The organism is Pseudomonas sp. S1(2024) (assembly GCF_046557535.1).
Map to the genome: position 1 here is coordinate 14,056 of NZ_JBKGFP010000082.1, position 18,401 is coordinate 32,456.

The 18,401-nt window shown below is 63.6% G+C and carries 19 protein-coding genes; 6 read left to right on the plus strand and 13 right to left on the minus strand.

Translation table 11 applies throughout. The features are described from left to right. Nucleotides 1-43: 43 nt before the first annotated feature. Nucleotides 44-1,570, plus strand: a complete 1,527-nt coding sequence (locus ACLCGK_RS22590; protein ID WP_410952993.1) for a cryptochrome/photolyase family protein — start codon at nucleotides 44-46, stop codon at nucleotides 1,568-1,570. Next, entirely contained in the window at nucleotides 1,567-1,749 is a 183-nt protein-coding gene (locus tag ACLCGK_RS22595) for a DUF2256 domain-containing protein (protein ID WP_082810517.1), read from the plus strand. Before ACLCGK_RS22590 ends, ACLCGK_RS22595 begins: the two co-directional genes overlap by 4 nt. Here the strand turns inward: ACLCGK_RS22595 and ACLCGK_RS22600 are convergent. From ACLCGK_RS22600 to ACLCGK_RS22630, 7 genes are all read right to left on the minus strand, one after another. After that, a complete protein-coding gene (locus ACLCGK_RS22600; RefSeq protein WP_410952994.1) occupies nucleotides 1,687-2,175 on the minus strand; it encodes a DUF2878 domain-containing protein in 489 nt (162 codons plus the stop codon). The two genes, ACLCGK_RS22595 and ACLCGK_RS22600, sit on opposite strands and share 63 nt — an antisense overlap. Continuing rightward, entirely contained in the window at nucleotides 2,175-3,437 is a 1,263-nt protein-coding gene (locus ACLCGK_RS22605; RefSeq protein ID WP_015270035.1) for an SAM-dependent methyltransferase, read from the minus strand. Before ACLCGK_RS22605 ends, ACLCGK_RS22600 begins: the two co-directional genes overlap by 1 nt. Next, a complete protein-coding gene (locus ACLCGK_RS22610; RefSeq protein ID WP_410952995.1) occupies nucleotides 3,412-4,221 on the minus strand; it encodes a DUF1365 domain-containing protein in 810 nt (269 codons plus the stop codon). Before ACLCGK_RS22610 ends, ACLCGK_RS22605 begins: the two co-directional genes overlap by 26 nt. Continuing rightward, nucleotides 4,218-5,465: an NAD(P)/FAD-dependent oxidoreductase gene (locus ACLCGK_RS22615; RefSeq protein ID WP_410952996.1), complete on the minus strand. Its 1,248-nt coding sequence runs from the start codon at nucleotides 5,463-5,465 to the stop codon at nucleotides 4,218-4,220. The genes ACLCGK_RS22610 and ACLCGK_RS22615 overlap by 4 nt, the downstream gene beginning before the upstream one ends. Before the next feature lie 6 nt (nucleotides 5,466-5,471). After that, nucleotides 5,472-6,224 carry an SDR family NAD(P)-dependent oxidoreductase gene (locus ACLCGK_RS22620; protein WP_013972160.1) on the minus strand — a complete coding sequence of 251 codons (753 nt, stop codon included), beginning with the start codon at nucleotides 6,222-6,224 and terminating at the stop codon, nucleotides 5,472-5,474. Beyond that, on the minus strand, nucleotides 6,221-6,643 hold the full coding sequence (locus ACLCGK_RS22625) for a nuclear transport factor 2 family protein (protein WP_410952997.1): 423 nt from the start codon (nucleotides 6,641-6,643) through the stop codon (nucleotides 6,221-6,223). The genes ACLCGK_RS22620 and ACLCGK_RS22625 overlap by 4 nt, the downstream gene beginning before the upstream one ends. Before the next feature lie 102 nt (nucleotides 6,644-6,745). Further along, the gene (locus ACLCGK_RS22630; RefSeq protein ID WP_410952998.1) at nucleotides 6,746-7,192 is read right to left on the minus strand and encodes a PAS domain S-box protein; all 447 of its coding nucleotides are present in this window, start codon (nucleotides 7,190-7,192) and stop codon (nucleotides 6,746-6,748) included. Between the two features lie 154 nt (nucleotides 7,193-7,346). Here ACLCGK_RS22630 and ACLCGK_RS22635 point away from each other — a divergent pair, with 154 nt between their 5' ends. The 4 genes from ACLCGK_RS22635 (at nucleotide 7,347) to ACLCGK_RS22650 (ending at nucleotide 12,936) form a co-directional block, all read left to right on the plus strand. Then, a complete protein-coding gene (locus tag ACLCGK_RS22635; RefSeq protein ID WP_085719673.1) occupies nucleotides 7,347-8,234 on the plus strand; it encodes a MerR family transcriptional regulator in 888 nt (295 codons plus the stop codon). A 217-nt stretch (nucleotides 8,235-8,451) separates the two neighbouring features. After that, complete coding sequence (locus ACLCGK_RS22640; protein WP_003257627.1) at nucleotides 8,452-9,636, plus strand: porin; 1,185 nt, start codon at nucleotides 8,452-8,454, stop codon at nucleotides 9,634-9,636. A gap of 269 nt (nucleotides 9,637-9,905) precedes the next feature. Next, nucleotides 9,906-11,069 (plus strand): nitric oxide-sensing protein NosP, encoded by a 1,164-nt coding sequence (nosP, locus tag ACLCGK_RS22645; RefSeq protein ID WP_013972164.1) that lies wholly within the window; start codon nucleotides 9,906-9,908, stop codon nucleotides 11,067-11,069. Beyond that, nucleotides 11,038-12,936 carry a NahK/ErcS family hybrid sensor histidine kinase/response regulator gene (locus ACLCGK_RS22650; protein WP_286918253.1) on the plus strand — a complete coding sequence of 633 codons (1,899 nt, stop codon included), beginning with the start codon at nucleotides 11,038-11,040 and terminating at the stop codon, nucleotides 12,934-12,936. Before nosP ends, ACLCGK_RS22650 begins: the two co-directional genes overlap by 32 nt. Nucleotides 12,937-13,042: 106 nt before the next feature. On the opposite strand, the gene ACLCGK_RS22655 is transcribed toward ACLCGK_RS22650, so the two are convergent. The 6 genes from ACLCGK_RS22655 to ACLCGK_RS22680 form a co-directional block, all read right to left on the minus strand. Further along, nucleotides 13,043-13,708, minus strand: a complete 666-nt coding sequence (locus ACLCGK_RS22655; RefSeq protein WP_013972165.1) for a response regulator transcription factor — start codon at nucleotides 13,706-13,708, stop codon at nucleotides 13,043-13,045. A gap of 57 nt (nucleotides 13,709-13,765) precedes the next feature. After that, the gene (locus ACLCGK_RS22660) at nucleotides 13,766-14,326 is read right to left on the minus strand and encodes a PQQ-dependent catabolism-associated CXXCW motif protein (protein WP_061302432.1); all 561 of its coding nucleotides are present in this window, start codon (nucleotides 14,324-14,326) and stop codon (nucleotides 13,766-13,768) included. 304 nt (nucleotides 14,327-14,630) lie between these two features. After that, nucleotides 14,631-15,422, minus strand: coding sequence for an ABC transporter permease (locus tag ACLCGK_RS22665; protein ID WP_410952999.1), 792 nt, complete (start codon nucleotides 15,420-15,422; stop codon nucleotides 14,631-14,633). Further along, on the minus strand, nucleotides 15,419-16,159 hold the full coding sequence (locus ACLCGK_RS22670) for an ABC transporter ATP-binding protein (RefSeq protein ID WP_410953000.1): 741 nt from the start codon (nucleotides 16,157-16,159) through the stop codon (nucleotides 15,419-15,421). The genes ACLCGK_RS22665 and ACLCGK_RS22670 overlap by 4 nt, the downstream gene beginning before the upstream one ends. Continuing rightward, nucleotides 16,156-17,145 (minus strand): YVTN family beta-propeller repeat protein, encoded by a 990-nt coding sequence (locus tag ACLCGK_RS22675; protein WP_054572885.1) that lies wholly within the window; start codon nucleotides 17,143-17,145, stop codon nucleotides 16,156-16,158. The genes ACLCGK_RS22670 and ACLCGK_RS22675 overlap by 4 nt, the downstream gene beginning before the upstream one ends. A 31-nt stretch (nucleotides 17,146-17,176) precedes the next feature. Continuing rightward, complete coding sequence (locus ACLCGK_RS22680) at nucleotides 17,177-18,370, minus strand: ABC transporter substrate-binding protein (RefSeq protein ID WP_410953001.1); 1,194 nt, start codon at nucleotides 18,368-18,370, stop codon at nucleotides 17,177-17,179. Between the last annotated feature and the right edge of the window lie 31 nt (nucleotides 18,371-18,401).

Sequence of the window (18,401 nt, forward strand, 5' to 3'; positions counted from 1 at the left end):
ATCTGCATAACGGTAACGCTGACCAGCCAGGGGTAGCCTGAAGATGCGCCTGGGTCTGGTACTGGGAGACCAGCTGTCCTTCGACCTGGCAAGCCTCAACGCCCTCGATCCTGCCCGCGATGCTGTGCTGATGGCGGAAGTGGAAGGGGAGGCCAGGTACGTGCCGCATCATCCGCTGAAGATCGTCCTGATCTTCAGTGCCATGCGGCACTTCGCTCTGGCACTGCGCGAGCGCGGTTGGCAGGTGCATTATGTACAACTCGATGATGACGGCAACAGCGGAACCATCGTTGGCGAGTTGCGGCGCTGGCAGCAGGCCCTGGGAGCCACGCATATTCACCTGACCGAGTGCGGAGAGTGGCGCCTGGAGCAGGCGTTGCGCGATGCCGCACTGCCGCTTGTGTGGCATCGCGACACGCGGTTTCTATGCTCTCGCGAAGCTTTCGCGCGCTGGGCCCGGGAGCGCGGCCAACTGCGCATGGAGCACTTCTACCGTGGCATGCGCAAGCGCACCGGCCTGCTGCTGGAGCCTGACGGCAGCCCGGCAGGTGGAACCTGGAATCTCGATGGCGACAACCGCAAGGCCTTGCCTCGCCAGCTACGTGGCCCCTTCGCCGCACATTTCGCACAGGACGACATCACAGCTGCAGTAATAGCCCTGGTACGGCAACGCTTCAGCGACCACTACGGAGCCATCGACGGTTTCGACTACCCGGTGACCCATGCCGAGGCACAGCAGCTCTGGCAACACTTTCTGGATTTCGGCCTGGCGGCTTTCGGTGACTACCAGGATGCGATGGCCGAGGGCGAGCCGTACCTGTTCCATGCGCGCATCAGTGCAGCACTCAACATCGGGCTTCTTGATGTGCGTTTTCTATGCGACGGGGTCGACAAGGCCTGGCGCGAGGGGCGAGTGCCGCTCAATGCAGCAGAGGGCTTCATCCGCCAGCTGATCGGCTGGCGTGAGTATGTACGCGGCATCTATTGGCTGCGCATGCCGGAGTATGCCGCGCTCAATTACCTGGGTAACGAGCGAGCGTTGCCGGAATTCTACTGGACCGGTCGCACCCGCATGCGCTGCATGGAGCAGGCCATCGGGCAGACCCTTCGCTTGGGTTACGCTCACCATATCCAGCGCCTGATGGTCACCGGCAACTTCGCCTTGTTGGCCGGTATCGCGCCCACCGCAATCTGTGAGTGGTACCTGGCTGTCTACATGGACGCCTTCGACTGGGTCGAACTGCCCAACACGCTTGGCATGGTGATGTACGCCGACGGCGGCTACCTGGGCTCCAAGCCTTACTGCGCCAGCGGTCGCTATATCCAGCGCATGTCCGATCATTGCAAGGCCTGCAGTTACAGGGTTGACCAGGTGGCCGAGGAGGATGCCTGCCCGTTCAATGCCCTGTACTGGCATTTTCTCATCCGTCATCGCCACCTGCTTTCGGCCAACCCGCGTCTGGCGCTGGTCTATCGAAACCTCGATGGCATGTCGGCTGACCGTCGCGATGCCATCTGGCAGCGTGGCCAGACACTTTTGGCGCGACTCGATGCGGCGCAGCCGATATGAAAAAGGGTCTTTTGCCCAGCAAGGTCTGCGTGGTGTGTGGGCGGCCGTTCAACTGGCGCAAGCGCTGGTCACGTTGCTGGGAGCAGGTGCGCTACTGCTCCGAACGATGCCGCAAGTCAGCACCGCACCGCAAGGCGCACGAGCAGGGGGAAGGTAACGGCCCATATCGGCATCAGTAACAGGCCGGTTACCAGTGGGCCCATGGGCAAGTCGACATTTGCCAGCCCCGCTCCGCCTACATAGGCCAGCGGGCCGCCAACTGCACCTAGCAGCGCACCGAGCCGCCAGTGCCTGTCGGCCCATGCCAGGCTGTGGCGCATGCCGCTGGCCAGTACCAGCCACAGCAGCGCAAGCCACAGCGGCAATGGCCAGGTGTCGAAGCTGAACACGCCCAGCGCGCCCAGCACGCTATCCAGCACACACCCGACCGGCGTTACCAGCAACAGCGCCTTGACCTCTGCGTGGACGGCCGGGCACAGGCTCAGATGCACGGCCAGGGCAGCGATCACCAGCATCGACAGGAAGGGTTTTTCGGCCCCCAGTACGCATAGCCACCAGCCAGCCTGTAGCCACAAGGCATTGGCGAGCAGCCAGCCACGGCTCATCAGGCGCTGCCAGGCAAGGGCGCGCGCCGTGCCTGGGGCGCTGCCCAGAGCAGATGCGCGACACCGATGGTGCGCTCCTCGAAACCGCCTTGGCAGTAACACAGGTAGAACTCCCACAGGCGCTGGAACATGTCGTCGTAGCCAAGGTCCGTCAACGCTGCGCGTGCCTGGCGCAGGTTTTCTCGCCAATGCCGCAATGTGTGGGCATAGTCCTGGCCGAAATCTTCCATGTGCAAGAGGTTGAGTGCGGTGTGCCGGCTGGCAGTTTCCAGCATCACGCTCAACGAAGGCAGGGCGCCACCGGGGAAGATGTAGCGCTGGATGAAATCGACCGACCGCCGCGCCTGCTCATAGCGCTGGTCGCGTATGGTGATCGCTTGCAACAGCATCAGGCCGTCGGGTTTGAGTAGCGAGGCGCACTGGCGGAAATACACCGGCAGGTAACGGTGGCCGACAGCCTCGATCATCTCGATCGAGACCAGTTTGTCGAAGGTGCCTTGAAGATCGCGGTAGTCTTCGCGAAGCACTTTCACGCGCTGCTCCAGCCCCAGGGCCTGAACGCGTTGCAGGGTATGGCTGTACTGCGCCTCGGAAAGCGTGGTGGTGGTGACCTTGCAGCCATATCGGGTGGCGGCGTGGATTGCCAGGCTGCCCCACCCGCAGCCGATCTCCAGCAGGTGGTCGGCAGGGCTCAGCTCCAGCTTCTGGCAGATGCGCTCCAGCTTGTGCAGCTGTGCTTGCTCCAGTGTCTGCCCCGGGTGTTCGAACTGAGCTGCCGAATACATCATGGTGGGGTCGAGCAGCCGCTCGAACAGGGCATTGCCCAGATCGTAGTGCGCCAGAATATTGCGGCGGGCACCGCGCCTGTTGTTGCGGTTGAGTTTGTGCTGCAACCGCAGGGCAGGGCGGCCGAAGCGGGCCAGGCCCCCCTCGAGCGCGTCAAGTACCTCAAGGTTTGCGACGAACAGACGAGTCACCAGCGCCAGGTCGGGACTGCGCCAATAGCCGTGAATGTAGGCTTCGCCAGCACCGATCGAGCCATTGCCGGCTATCAGGCCCCAGGTGATGTCATCAAGGATCTCCACCTCGGCCTGCAACGGGCTGTGGGCGTCACCGAAACTCCACTGCTGCCCGTGGCTGAGCAGGCGCAGGTGGCCATGGCGCAGCCTGCCCAGCCGGGCGAGCACGGCATTTCGTGCCAGCCCGCCGAACAATGGCCCGAGGCCTGCGAACTTGCTAACGCTCAGGGTGGGGTTCGACATCATCAGGGTCCTCGCAGGAATGGCCGAGCGCCAGGTCACGCTGGCTGGCCGTGTGGTCATGGACGGGTGTGCGTTTGAACAGCAGGCGCAATGCCTGCCAGTAAATGGCCGAGACGGTGCGCAGGCTCATCCATGGGAAGGCCAGTACGTATCGGTGCACAGCGGCTCTATCCAGCGCCTGGCGTTGCAAGGCCAGGTCGGCCTCGAACACCTTGCTATCGCCTTGCCAGTTCTCCATGTGGATGCGCACATGTTCAGCGTCCAGGGCGAAGCGCAAGCGATAGTCCATGTGCAGTGGCATGAACGGCGACACATGGAAGGCCTTGGCGACGGTGAAGGGCCCGGCAAGGTTTCCGCGCACCGGCAGCACGTAATGGAAGCGTTCACGCCATGGTGTGTTTCGCACCTCCAGCAGGATTGCCGTCAGTCGTCCGTCGCGGTCATGGCAGAAATAGAAACTGACCGGGTTGAACGACAGCCCCCAGCAACGCAATTGCGTGAGCAGGTGCACCGGCCCCTCAGGCATTTCTCCCGTCGCGCTGCGCACCAGCAAGCGTGCAGCCTGGGCCAGGGGCTCGCCCCGGCGGGTCTGGGCTGGCAGGTAATCTGCCTGGTTCCAGCTCAGCGGCGCCAGGCGCCAGCGCCACAGCCAGCGTGACAGGCCTGTCAGCAAGGCTTGCTCGTCCAGGTCCAGGTAGAACATGCCGATCCTGTAGCGGAAGGCGTGGGGGCGCGGCGCCAGGCGCCGGTGGCTGACCCAGCCCACGCAAAGGCTGCTGTTCACAGGTGCTCTCCGAAATGCGCGGCCACCTTCAACGCACTGACCACGCCATCTTCGTGAAAGCCGTTGCCCCAGTAGGCGCCGCAGAAGTAACTGTGGCGCTGGCCCTGCAGCTGCGCCTGGCGCGCCTGCGCGGCGCACGCCGCAAGGCTGTACTGCGGATGGTCGTACTGGAAGCGGGCAATGATCTGCGCCGGATCCACCAGCGCGGTCTGGTTGAGGCTCACGCAGAAGGTCGTCGGTGCCTGGATACCTTGCAGAATGTTCATGTTGTAGGTCAGCGCGGCAGGCGCCTGCTGCGGCCCGCCGAGACGGTAGTTCCAGCTGGCCCAGGCGCGCTTGCGGCGGGGTAGCAGACGGGTATCGGTGTGCAGCACCACATCGTTGCTGGCATAACCGATGGCGCCGAGCACTTCCCGTTCCTGCACGCTCGGCGCTTCGAGCAAAGCCAGGGCCTGGTCGCTGTGGCAGGCGAACACCACATTGTCGAAACGCTCGGTACCGGCAGCGCTCGTCAGGGTGACGCCACCTTCGTCGCGGCTGACCCGGAAAACCTTGCAGTCGAGGCGGATGCGCCCGGCAAACGGCCGGCACAGCGGACTGACGTAGCTGCGCGAACCCCCTTCGATCACGCGCCACTGTGGACGTTGGTTGACCGACAACAAGCCGTGGTTGCGACAAAACCGCACAAAGAACGCAAGTGGGAAGCCGAGCATGTCCGCGCGGGACATCGACCAGATCGCCGACCCCATCGGTACGATGTAATGGTCGATGAAGCGCTGTCCATAGCGCTGAGCCCGGAGGTAGGCGCCCAGGGTCGCGTTGGCATCGATACGCTGGTTATCCAGGTCGGCGAGTGCCTGACGATTGAAACGCAGAATATCCCGTAGCATCCCCCAGAACCCCGGGGACACCAGGTTGCGGCGTTGGGCGAACAGGGTATTCAGGTCGTGCCCGTTGTATTCCAGGCCAGTGACCGGATCATGCACCGAGAAACTCATTTCGGTCGGCCGTGAGGCGACCTTCAGGTTGTCGAGCAAGCGGATGAAGTGCGGGTAGGTCCAGTCATTGAAGACGATGAAGCCGGTATCTATTGCATGGCGTTCACCCTGCCAGATCACATCGAGGGTATGCGTGTGGCCCCCGATCCATTTCTCGGCTTCGAAAACCGTCACCTCATGCTTGCGTGACAGCAGATGAGCGCAGGATAGCCCTGCAATGCCGCTGCCGATGATTGCTATACGCATGGATCATCATTCCTGTTCATGACGGGCAAGGCGTTGCCCAAGCCCCAGGCGCAGGCGCGCGGGCAGTGCGCCAAGCAGGCGCAATACCAGGATGAAAAGCCGGGGGAAGTTGATTTCCAGCGGGCGCTCGGGAAGGCGTTTGGCAATATGGCTGGCTGCGCGCTGCGCCGACCACAGCTGCGGCATGGGGAAATCGTTGCGACGGGTCAATGGCGTGTCGACAAAGCCCGGGTTGACGAGGGTGACGGCGATGCCTTCGCGGGCCAGGTCGATGCGCTGCGATTCCACCAGATAACGCACGGCTGCCTTGGACGCGCCATAGGCGCCGGCACGGGGCAAGGCCAGCCAGGTCACCGAACTGCCCATGACCACCAGATGAGGGCGTTGACCGGCGCGAAGCAAGGGCAGGGCCGCTGCCAGGCAGTAGCTGACAGCAAGGAAATTGGTACGGACCACACGCTCGACCAAGGCAGGGTCGAAATGGTCCGGCTCCAGGTACTCGCAGGTGCCTGCATTGAGGATCACCCTGTCCAGCGCTCCCCAGGCCTGCTCGATACGGGTTGCGATCCCGGCGACCTGTACGGGGTCGTCCAGGTCGCCAATGGCCAGCAGCACCTGCCCGGGAAAACGTTCAGCCAACGGGGCGAGACGATCTGCATGTCGTGCGCCCAGGGCAACCTGGTGGCCTTGCTCCAGCAGGCATTGTGCAAGTGCGGCACCGATACCGCTGCTTGCGCCTGTCAGCCAGCAGCGGCTCATGCCATCCGGCCTTTGAGCCATCGAATCGCACCGCCCATGACCGGAACATGTTCGTAGAGCAGGGCTGCTGCGTCGAAATAGTCCTGGTGAAAATGGACCCGGTCATGCCATTGCAGGTAACTGCATCCTTGCAAGCTGATCTGCTGACCGCGGGCCAGGCGTGGGTGGCGAAACTGCAGGGTCCAGCGCAGGTAACCTTGCCCAGGCATCACTTCGTCGATGCTGGAAAAGGCATAGCGAATATCGTGAGCGTTGGCGTACAACTGCGCGAAATAGGTTCGCAGAGCGCGCAGCCCCTGGATCTGATGCAACGGATCGCGAAAAGTGACATCGTTGCTGTACAGCTTTTCAAGGGTGCCGAGGTTGCCCCCGTCGAGTCTGCTGAAGTGCTCGGCGAATTGCTGCAGATACGCTGACATGCTGGACTCCAGGAAATCCTGTACAGAAATGGCTTGTTGTACAGGTATATCTGAAGTCTAAGCGTAAATCTATACAAGTCAACGATCTTGTATAGGTTTTGTTCAGCGCTCAGCCTGGCCCAGTTGTCGGCGCAATTCAGCCACCTCGGCCTCCAGCTCGCGTAGCTTCTCCTCAGCGAAAATCTGCGCTGTGACATCGCGCTGGATGCCGATGTAGTACGTCAACTGGTCCGCCTCGTTGTACACCGGCGTGATGGACAACTCGTTCCAGAACAAGCTTCCGTCCTTGCGGTAATTGCGCAGCACCTGGCAGCACGGCAGGCCTCCACGGATCGCCTCGCGGATGTTGGCAAGGCCGGCCTGGTCATGATCGTCGCCCTGCAGAAAACGGCAGTCCTGATACAGGATGTCCTCGGCGCGATAGCCGGTCAGGCGCTCGAAGGCGGGGTTGACGTAGATAAGGATGCTGTCGTCGCCCTCCTGCTCTGCGACGACGATGCCATCGTTGGAATGCTCGACCATCAGTTGCATGAGTTTCGCGTTGATCATGGGGCCCACCTACAGGCATTTAGGATGCGAAGTGCGCGGCCTGGCCTGCGTGCAGAAGGCCTCGGCGCCGTTTGTTGCATGATGACCCAAGGAGGCTCGCCGCAGAAGGTGCATATGGGTTTAGAATGTGCCACCCCCCAGATAAACCCTCATCATGACTGACGCCACCCCAGCCGATTTGCTACCCATGCGCGATGTGGTCAGCCTGACCGGCATCAATCCGGTGACCTTGCGGGCATGGGAGCGGCGCCATGGGTTGATAAGCCCGCAGCGCACCGAGGGCGGCCATCGCCTTTATACCGCCCGCGATGTCCAGCGCATACGCGACATCTTGCGCTGGACCGGCAATGGGGTGCCCATCAGCAAGGTAGGCGGCATGCTCGCAGGGCAGCCGGATGCGCCGGTGCAGCAGCACTCGGCGTTCGACGACTGGCGCGCTGCTGTGGAGCGTGCAACCAAGGCATTCGATACACAAGCGCTGGAAAGCATCCATGGGCAGTTGTTCACCGTCCTGCCCAAGGCCACCGTGCTGCGTGAGGTGCTGATGCCAGTCTGGCATGGCCTGGCCTCAGGCATTGCGCCGGGCCAGCGTAGCCAATGGCTGTTTCTGGACATGTTCCTGCGCGCCCGCCTGCTGATGCGCCTGCAGATGAACCAGGCCGATGCACCGCGCGTGCTGCTGGCAGGCACCGAGGGGCAAGCCGAACTGCAGGTATTGTGCACCGGGCTGCTGTTGAGCAGCGAGCAGCAACGCATCGAAGTGCTCGGTTGCGGGCAGCCGCTGGAAGAAATACCCATGCTGTGTGCAGCAATGCAGCCCGCAGCAGTGGTGATCAAGGTCCAGGTGCCGGTGGACCCTGCCTTGGCCAGGCGCCTGCGTTCGCTGCAAATGGCAATCGTTTGTCCGCTGGCCTTGATTGGCGAGGGATTGGCCGATTTACAACCAGCCTGGCAAGGCCTCCCGCTGTGTCTGCTGGACGAGCAGCGCGCTGACGTCGCACCCATGCTGAACGCCTTGCTCAGTGGTGCCCTGGACCTTTGACAGGGGCCCGCTGTAGTCTGCCGTATTGATCCTTGCCTGCTCCTGTGGGTTACGCCAGAAGTCTTGCCTCTGGGCGTAACCCGGTCCTGGGCCGGAATCATCACGCCGCGCGCGCAGGCCCAAAGCACCTGGCAGCCCCCTCCAAGGCAGCGTTTCTGGCTGTTTGCCAGCTTCTGATAATCGCCTCCGACATCCCGTCCCCGTTTCGGAGCGCGACATGTACAACAATAAGAATCTGTCCCCACGTTTGCTGGCGGCTGTTACCGTCAGCCTGTCGACCCTTTGCCTGAGCAGCCTGGCCCAGGCCGAGATCATGCTGTACGACAAGGACCAGACGACGTTTTCCACCGACGGCTATATCAACGCCTTCTACGTCAACAGCGATGTCGATCGGCAGGGTGAGCAGTTCGATCGCCGCCAGTCACGGGTGAAGATGGGCTTTCTGCCCAACTACCTGGGCTTCAACATGGGCAAGCAGGTGGATGACCTGAAGCTCGGCGCGCGAGCCTCGTTCTGGGTGACCATCAACGACAGCGAAACCAACGGTACCGACACCGCCATCGACGTGCGCCAGTTCTACGGCACCGTGGCCAACCCCGAGTGGGGTGAGGTGCTGATCGGCAAGGACTTCGGGCTGTTCGCCCGTTCCAATATCCTGCTCGACGAACTGCTGGCCGGTTATGGCCAGGTCAGTGACACCCTGGGGCTGGTTGACGGCGGCGGGGTCTCGTTCGGCAACATCGGTAGCGGCTACCCGTACCCGTTCCCCACCTCGCAGATCACCTATCGCACCCCAGTGATGGACGGCCTGCGGGTGGCGGTGGGCATCATGGACCCGGTGGACACCAACGACAGCAGCCCGACCGGCAAGGCCTACCAGGAAAACCCGCGTACCGAAAGCGAGATCACCTACCAGTTCGACCTGGGTGGGGCGCAGATCTACAGCTGGCTCAACGGCAGCTACCAGACCTCCGACAACACCGACCCGGCGGTGCAGTCGGTCACCTCCAAAGGTGTCGGCTACGGTGTGCAGGCGAAGATGGGGGGGCTGTCGCTGACCGGCTCGGGGTTCCAGGCCAAGGGCATCAACCCGTTCTTCACCAACAACGCTGGCGAACCGACCTTGCGCAATGTCGACAGCGACGGCTACCTGCTGCAGGGCTCCTACAAGGTCGGCAAGAACCGGGTGGCGCTGTCGTATGGCAAGACCAAGGACGATGGCAACGGCGCGGTGGGCAGCGGTGCGGATTATGAAACCCGTGGCGTGGCGCTGTTCCATGACGTCAACGACAACCTCAAGCTGGTTGCCGAGTACAACCAGTTTTCCATCGACGGCCATGAAACCAGTGACCAGAACGAAGACACCGATACCTTTGCGGTGGGGGCGGTGTTGACCTGGTAAGCCTTGCCAGACCGGGCAACACGGTCAATTGTAGGAGCGGCCTTGTGTCGCGAAAGGGCCGCAAAGCGGCCCCAGGATTTCAGCAGCGATGCACAAATTGCTGGGGCTGCTTTGCAGCCCTTTCGCGACACAAGGCCGCTCCTACAAGGTCCCGCGCATGCCGGTGATATTACGTCCATGGAACCGCCCACCCGCTACCCAAGTAGCATTCGTCCTCGATGATCGCCTTCGTACACTCATCACTCAGCCACCCCGCGCCGGAGACCACGATGCAGCAGGCTCACAACGACGGTGTGGTCAGCGCCATGTCCCAGGCAACCGACGCCCGGCAGGCAGCCCAGGAGCTGGCGGCGCAGTTGCTGCACCCGCACCTGGGCTTCGTGCTGTTCTTCTGCTCCGCCGAATACGACCTGCAGGCCCTGGGCGAAGCCCTGGAGCAGGGCTTTGGCGGCATCCGCCTGGTCGGTTGCACCAGCGCCGGGGAAATCACCCCGCAGGGCTATGGCCGCAACTGCATAACGGCAGTGGGGTTCGATCATCGGCACTTTTCCATCGCCACCGAACTGATCGATGAAATGGAGCGCTTCAGCCTGATCGACGCCCAGCAGATGGTCGAGCGCCTGGTCGGCACCTGCCGCAGCAATAACCTGGCGCCGATCAAGGGCCACAGCTTTGCCCTGACCCTGCTCGACGGCTTGTCCAGCCGTGAGGAAATGGTGCTTGCCGCCCTCAGTGCGGCCCTGGGCGACATCCCGCATTTCGGCGGCTCGGCCGGCGACGACAACTACCTGACCCGCACCCATGTGTATTTCGGCGGCGCGTTCCACCACGGCGCGGCGGTGGTGGTGCTGGTCAATACCTGGCTCGACTTCGAAGTGTTCACCACCCACCACATCCTGCCGCGCCAGGAAAAGCTGGTGGTCACCGGCGCCGACAGTGCCCAGCGCCGGGTCTTCGAACTGAATGCCGAGCCAGCTGCCGAGGAATACGCCCGGCACATCGGCGTGCCGGTGGCCGAGCTCGATCATCGTGTGTTCGCTGCCCATCCGCTGGCCGTGCGCATCCACGACCAGTACTACGTGCGGGCGATACAGCAGGTGCACCCGGACCTGAGCCTGAGTTTCTACTGCGCTGTTGAAAACGGCATCGTGCTCACCGCCATGACCCCGGGCCCGCTGTTGCCGAACCTGCACCAGTTGTTCGACGGCTTGCAGCAGCGCCTCGGCCCGCTGCTGCTGACCATCGGTTGCGATTGCTTCCTGCGGCGGCTGGAGCTGGAAGCCCGGGACGGGCTGGAAGCGGTCGGTGCGTTCCTGCGCGAGCAGCGGGTGATCGGCTTCAACACCTACGGAGAACAGTTCGATGGCATGCACATCAACCAGACCTTCACCGGAGTCGCCATTGCCCGCAACCGGCCTCCTGTCGGTCGCTGAACTGCAGGCCGAGGTCGCCCGGCTGCAGCACCAGAACCACAAGCTGCAGCGTATCAACGGCGCCCTGATCGAGCGTATCGAGTCCGGCGTCACGCGTGGCAACGACCCTTATGCCGCGTTTCAGCATTCGGTGGTGCTGGCCGAGCAGGTGCGCGAACGCACCGAAGCGCTGAACCAGGCCATGGCCGAGCTCAAGGCCGTCAACCACCTGCTCAGCGAGGCCCGGCAGCGGGCCGAGACGGCACACCAGCACCAGATCCGCCTGATCACCGACCATGTGCCGGCGCTGATCGCTTACCTGAATGCCGACCTGGTCTACGAATTCACCAACAAGGTCTATGAAGAATGGTATTGCTGGCCTCGCGGCGTGATGCTGGGCCAGAGCCTGCGCGAGGCCCACAGCGAGCAGCATTACCAGCGCCTGGAGGCCTACGTGGCGCGGGCGCTGGCGGGGGAGAGCGTAACCTTCGAGTTTGCCGAAACCAACATCAACGGCCAGGAACGCTACATGCTGCGCTCCTACGTGCCGAACCGCCTGGCCAATGGTGAAGTGGTGGGCATCTTCGTGTTGATCCGCGACATCACCGAGCGCCGTAATACCGCACAGGCGCTGCACCAGGCGTATCAGCACCTGGAGCAACGGGTACGCGAGCGCACGGCCGAGCTGACCAGCCTCAACGAGCAGCTGCTGCGCGAAATCGAGGAGCGCAGCCGGGTGGAATCGCGCCTGCGCGAGGCCAAGCGCGAGGCCGAGCAGGCCAACCTGTCGAAAACCAAGTTCCTTGCCGCCGTCAGCCATGACTTGCTGCAGCCACTGAACGCGGCACGGCTGTTCACCAGCGCCTTGCTCGAACACCGCGAGCCGCACAACAGTGCTCACCTGGTGCGTAATGTCAGCAACTCGCTGGAGGATGTGGAGAACCTGCTAGGTACCCTGGTGGATATTTCCAAGCTCGATGCTGGCGTGATCAAGGCCGATGTCGCCCCGTTCGCTCTGCGCGAACTGATGGACAACCTCGCTGCCGAATACGCCCAGGTGGCGCGCAGCGAAGGGCTTGAACTGCATTTCGTGGGCTGTTCCGCCGTGGTGCGCAGTGACATCCAGCTGCTGGCGCGGATCCTGCGCAACCTGCTCAGCAATGCCATTCGCTATACCCGCAGTGGGCGCGTGGTGCTGGGCTGCCGGCGCCAGCGTGGCGGCTTGCGGATCGAAGTATGGGACAGCGGGATCGGTATCGCCGAGGAGCACCTGGAAGAAATGTTCCAGGAGTTCAGGCGCGGCGATGTGCAGCGCCCGGACCAGGACCGAGGGTTGGGTCTGGGCCTGGCGATCGTGGAAAAGATCGCCGGCATTCTTGGCCACCGGATTCGGGTGCGGTCATGGCTTGGCAAAGGCTCGGTGTTCGCTGTCGAAGTGCCGCTGAGCACCACCGCGCCCAAGGCCCAGCCGAGCCAGGCAATAAGCGAGCCGATGCTCGAACGCCTGCGCGGGGCGCGGGTGTGGGTACTGGATAACGATGCGGCGATTTGCGCTGGCATGCGTACCCTGCTGGAGGGGTGGGGCTGCCGGGTGGTCACCGCGCTGTCGGAGGAGGACCTGGCGCGCCAGGTGGACAACTACCATGCCGAGGCCGACCTGCTGATCGCCGACTACCACCTGGACAACGACTGCAATGGCGTCGACGCCGTGGCGCGGATCAATGCCCGCCGCGCCCAGCCCTTGCCGGCGATGATGATCACCGCCAACTACAGCAACGAGCTCAAGCAACAGATCCGCGAGCTGGGCCACACCCTGATGCACAAGCCGGTGCGGCCGATGAAGCTGAAGGCGGCGATGAGCCATTTGCTGGGGAGCAGTGTGGCATAGCCGCCGGCCTCTTCGCGGGCTTGCCCGCTCCCACAGGTATTGCGCAACACTGAAACCTGCGGGAATCCTGTGGGAGCGGGCAAGCCCGCGAAGAGGCCGGAACAGGTCAACGCCGCAGGTAATCACCGAAATCGATATCACCGGCACTGAGGATGGCCTGTACCCGGTTGTGCACGTTGAGCTTGCGCAGGATCGCCGAAACGTGGGCCTTGACCGTGGTCTCGGCGATATCCAGGGTGTAGGCGATCTGTTTGTTCGACTCGCCCTTGGTCATGCGCTCGAGCACCAGCAGCTGCTTGCGGGTCAGGGCCTGGAGCATCTCCGGCGGGAAGCTCGGGGCATCGTTCAGGCGCCGGCTGGTGCTGCTTTTCTGGGCTCGGATGATGTCGGGCGGCAGGTAGACATTGCCGTTGAGGATCTGCTCGATCGCTTCGATCATCTGTGAACGTGGCGAGGACTTGGTGATGAAGCCCACCGCGCCATAAGTGATGGCCTGCAGCACGATCTGCTTTTCCTGCTCGGCCGAGACGATCACCACCGGCGTGGTCGGGGCCTCGTTGCGCAGGGTGATCAGGCCATTGAGGCCATGCATGCCGGGCATGTTCAGGTCGAGCAGGATCAGGTCGAGGTCGTCATGTTCGTGGGTCAGCGCCAGGGCGCTGTCCAGGTCGGCAGTTTCCATGACTTCGCTGCCCTGGAAGCCATCGCTGATAACGTTGTGGATGGCTTCGCGAAACAGGGGGTGATCGTCGGCAATCAGAATTTTGTACATGGCCTTTTCACCTCGTTTTTATTGGATGGAGCGGGCACGCGTTTGCAGGCGATGAATTCAGGGGAAGGGTTCCGGCTGCGCTGGCTGCAGCGGCAGGTTGGCCTGTTGCCAGGCGTCCAGGCCATCGCGGTACCAATACAGATTCTTATAGCCCAGGGCTTTCGCGCGTTTTACCGCGTTCCAGCTTAACCAGCAATCGGAGCGGCAGTAAAAGACCAGCGGTTGCTCCGTGCGCCCGGCGGTGGCTTTTTGCAGGTTGCGCACGAAGTAATCGTGCCACGCCGGGCTCAGCTCGCCATCGCCGGTGTTGGCCAGCCAGCGGCTGCCGGGGATGTTGGCGTGGGGTTCATCTTCGATGAAGCGGCCTTGCAGCCATTGGCGGCGATAGACGTCGATCAGCACCGGCTTGGGGGTGTGCCCCAGCAGGCCTTGCAGCATGGCGGTGTCGATGACCTGGCCGCCCTCGACCTGCTGTGGGGTCGGGCTGCGGTAGAGGGTGGTGCGGTAGCCGTCGGCAGAGAATAGCGGCGTGGTATCGGCCTGGGCAGCGCCTAGCGTCAGGCTCAGGGAAAGCGCCGCCAGCAATGGGCGTGGCAGCCGGGGCAGGGCACGTGGCATGGGGGTTGTCCTTTTTGTTATAGGCCCATTACATGCCAGTGGCGGTGCAATGTGAATGCGACGATCAGACAGCAAAGGCAGTACCAAAGTAGTAGAAAGCCGGGCGCGCAAACCTGTGGGAGATTGCCCAACCCTTTGGGCTACGCTGTCGCACAGGGAACAATGTTCGAGAGCGTGTCACCTTCCCTTGTGGGAGCGGGTGTGCCCGCGAACACCGGCGAAGCCGGTGCCATCCACCGCGTCGCCTGTTTCGCGGGCGCGCCCGCTCCCACAGGGTTCGCGCTAAGCGATGGATCGCTGCCGCTCAGCGTGGCTTGCGCAGCGCCGCATGCTGGGGGTTGAAGGTGAGGATCGCCAGCAGGGTGAACAGCACGGTCAGCCCCAGGCATACCGTCAGCGCCAGCGGGTTGAAGCGCTCATACAAGGCAAAGCGCACCAGCTCCACGGCATGGGTGAACGGGTTCACTGCACACAGCCAGTACAGCCACTGGCTGGCCTCGCGCATCTTCCACAACGGGTACAGCGCCGAGGACAGGAAGAACAGCGGGAATATCACGAAGTTCATCACCCCGGCAAAGTTCTCCAGCTGGCGAATCGCATTCGACAGCAACAGCCCCAGGGCGCTGAGCATCAGCGCCACCAGCAACAACGCCGGCAGCGCCAGCAACAGGCCCGCAGCCGGTGGCTGCACGCCATACAACCAGGCGATGGCAAGGAAGGCGTACACCTGCAGCAGGGAGATCAACGAGGTCGCCAGCAGCTTGCTGCCGAGCAGGAAGGGCCGCGGCAACGGGCTGGTCAGCAACACGCGCATGCTGCCCATCTCCCGGTCATAGACCATCGACAGCGAGCCCTGCATGCCGTTGAACAGCAGGATCATGCAGGCAAGGCCCGGAATGATGTACACCTCGTAGGGGATGTAGGTGTCGTAGGGCTCGATGATCGCAATGCCCAGGGCCGCGCGAAAGCCGGCGGCGAACACCAGCAGCCACAGCAGCGGGCGCACCAGGGCGCTGAGAAAACGGGTGCGCTGCAGGACGAAACGCAGGCATTCGCGCAGGAGAATGCCGTTGAAGCACTGCCAGTAAGCGTTCATCGGGCATTGACTCCTGTGGGGGCGCTGGTCAGGCGGGCAAAGGCATGGTCGAGGTCACCGCCGTGCTCCAGGCTCAGGGCATCGGCCGTGCCGCTGGCCACCAGGCGCCCTTGATGCAGGATCAGCAGGTCATCGCTGGGCTGCACTTCGTCCAGCAGATGGGTGGTCCACAGCACACTGAGGCGCTGCTCGCGGCACAGCAGCCGCAGGTGCTGGTTGAGCGCCAGGCGGCTGGCCGGGTCGAGGCCGACGCTGGCCTCGTCGAGCAACAGCAAACGCGGCTCATGCAGCAGCGCGCGGGCAATCTCCACCCGGCGCCGATGGCCGATGTTCAGCGCCCGGACCGGTTCGCGCCGCCGCTCATCGAGGCCCTGGCGGGCCAGTTCGGCATCGACACGAATATTGCCCTGGCGCCGCGACAGGCCGTGCAGCGAGGCGTGGTAGCGCAGGTTCTGCTCCACGCTCAGGTCCAGGTCGAGGGTGCTTTGCTGGAACACCACGCCCAGCTGGCGCAAGGCCGGGCGCGTGGCGTTGCGCAGCGAGCAGCCGCACACGCGGATGTCGCCATGCTGCAGGTCGTACAAGCGGGTGAGCAGGGCGATCAAGGTCGACTTGCCGGCGCCATTGGGGCCCAGCAAGGCGGCGAAGCGCCCGGACGCCAGGCTGAAACCGACTTGCCTGAGCGCCTCGCGCTGGCCGTAGGCAAAGCTCACGTCACTGACTTCGAGGGTATTCATGGCGTCACCACCACGCCCCAGGGGTAGCGGCCGACCTTCACCGACTTGAGCACCTTGAGGTTTTTTGCATCGATCACCGAAACGTCGCCACTGACCCCGTTGGTGGCCAGCAACTGGCTCTGGTCCGGGGTGAACGCCAATTGCCAGACCCGCCGGCCCACCAGCAGGTAGTCGAGTACTTCGTAGGTCTTGGCATCGACCACCGCCACATGGTTGGCCGGGCCCAGGGCGACGAACGCATACTTGCCATCGGCGCTGAGCTTGATGCCTACCGGCTGGACCTTGTCCGGGTGCACGCCCTTGATCTGGAAGTTCAGGGTTTTCAGCACCTGGCGGCTGGCCACGTCGAGGATGGTCACCGTGCCGCCGATTTCTGCCGAGGCCCACAGCCGCGAGCCGTCCTGGCTGAACTCGACGAAGCGCGGCCGCTGGTCCACCGGGGTGCTGTCCGCCAGTGTCTGGGTGCTGGTGTCGATCCAGTGCAGCATGTTGGTGGTTTCGCTGGTGTTGACCGCCCATTTGCCATCCGGGCTCACCGCCATGCCTTCGGGCTCGATGCCGACGTCGATCTGCCCGAGCACCTTGTCGGTCTGGGTATCGATTACCGTCACCAGCGCGTCGTCCTCGTTGGACACGTACAACCAGCGGTCGTTGGGGTGCAGGGCGAACTGCTCGGGGTCCTTGCCGGAGGGCAGTTCCTTGATGATCTTGCGGGTAGCCACATCCATCACTTGCACCCGGTCCGAATCGCTGGCGCAGATGTACAGCAGCGTGTTGTCGTGGGACAGCAGCAGGCCGCGCGGGCGTTGGCCCACTGGCAGGGTTTCGGTGACTTGCAGGGTCTGCATGTCGATCAGGCTGAGGCTGTTGTCCTTCTCGTTCGATACCCAGGCGGTGGCGGCCACGGCGTGCCCGCTGGCAAGGGCCAGGGCGCCGGACAGCAGGCTGGGGTAAAGCAGTGCCCGGTGAAAAGGGGAGCGACGCATGGCGAAATCCTTTTTTGTTGTGGTTATCGGGTCAGGGGTAGCCGCAGGTCACTTCGGGCCTGTCGTAGCCCAGGCTGTCCATTTCGTTGAGCGGGTGCAGGAAGCCCTCCTGCGGAGAGGTACTGACCAGGGCCCGCGGCTGCACCAGCGGGATCGGCTGGCGCAGCTCGCCGTTCCACGGGCGGTAGCTGAGCTTGCGGCCCTTGAAGCCGTCCAGCGGCAACTGCTCGCTGAGCAGCAGTTGCTGCAGGGCGCGGGGCTCGGCCTGGCGCAGTTTGCTCACTGCGCTGGCGACGCTGCGCACGGCCATCCAGGCGGCGAAGTCGCGGTCGTTCATCCAGCGCCCGGCCTGGGCTTCGAAGCGCTTTTGCAACTGCGCCGCGCCGAAGGTTTCAACGGTCTTGTGCCAGCCGGTGGGGGTCAGGCCCTGGGTGCCGGCTACCGGCCGCGGATACCAGGTCTGGTAGGGCAGGTACTCGCCGAAGTCGCCGCGTTCGTCAGCCACCAGCACCACGTCGTACTCGGCGGTTTGGGTGAACAGCGGCATGTCGGCCTGGGCGCTGCGGCGCTGGTCGTTGTCGAATGTCCAGGCTTTCTCCGCGACCAGCTGCATGCCGAAGCGCTTCATGGCGCGGCGCAGGGCCGCCGCATAGGCCCGGTCATCGTCGGTCTGGCCGACGACCAACAGCGCCCGTTGCCATTTGCGCATTACCAGGAACTGCGCCAGGGCATCGGCCAGCATGGCGCGGCTGGGCAGGCTGTGCAGCACATTGCCCAGGCACTGGCTGCTGCGCAGGCTGTCGTCCGGGCTGCCGGCGTTGAACAGCAGGCTGTCGGGCAGGGCGGCAGATAGCGCGCGCAGGCTGGCGGCGGGGGCATTTACCACGAACAGCCGCAGGCCCTGGTCATGCTGGGCCTTGGCAGCCTGCAGCAGGGCTTCGGGGCTTTCGACCGTGGCATTGGCCAGGTGGAATTCCTGTTTGAGAAAACGCCCGCTGCTGTTGCTGTCGACAATCGCCAGTTCGGCGCCCTGCAGCCCGGCATCGGTGGGTTCGGGAATGATGTTGGACAGCAGCGGGCCGGGATCGGGGCGATAGCCGAGATAGCCGATGCGCACTTGCAACGGTTCCCCGCCCGGGGCCTGCGCGGCGGGTGCCGGGCTTGCAGAAAGCGTCGCGGCCAGGGCCAGCAGGCAGGTCATGGCAAGGTGGGCAGGCAGGCGCATAAGGCAACTCCACGGCAGATGGCGCCAGCAT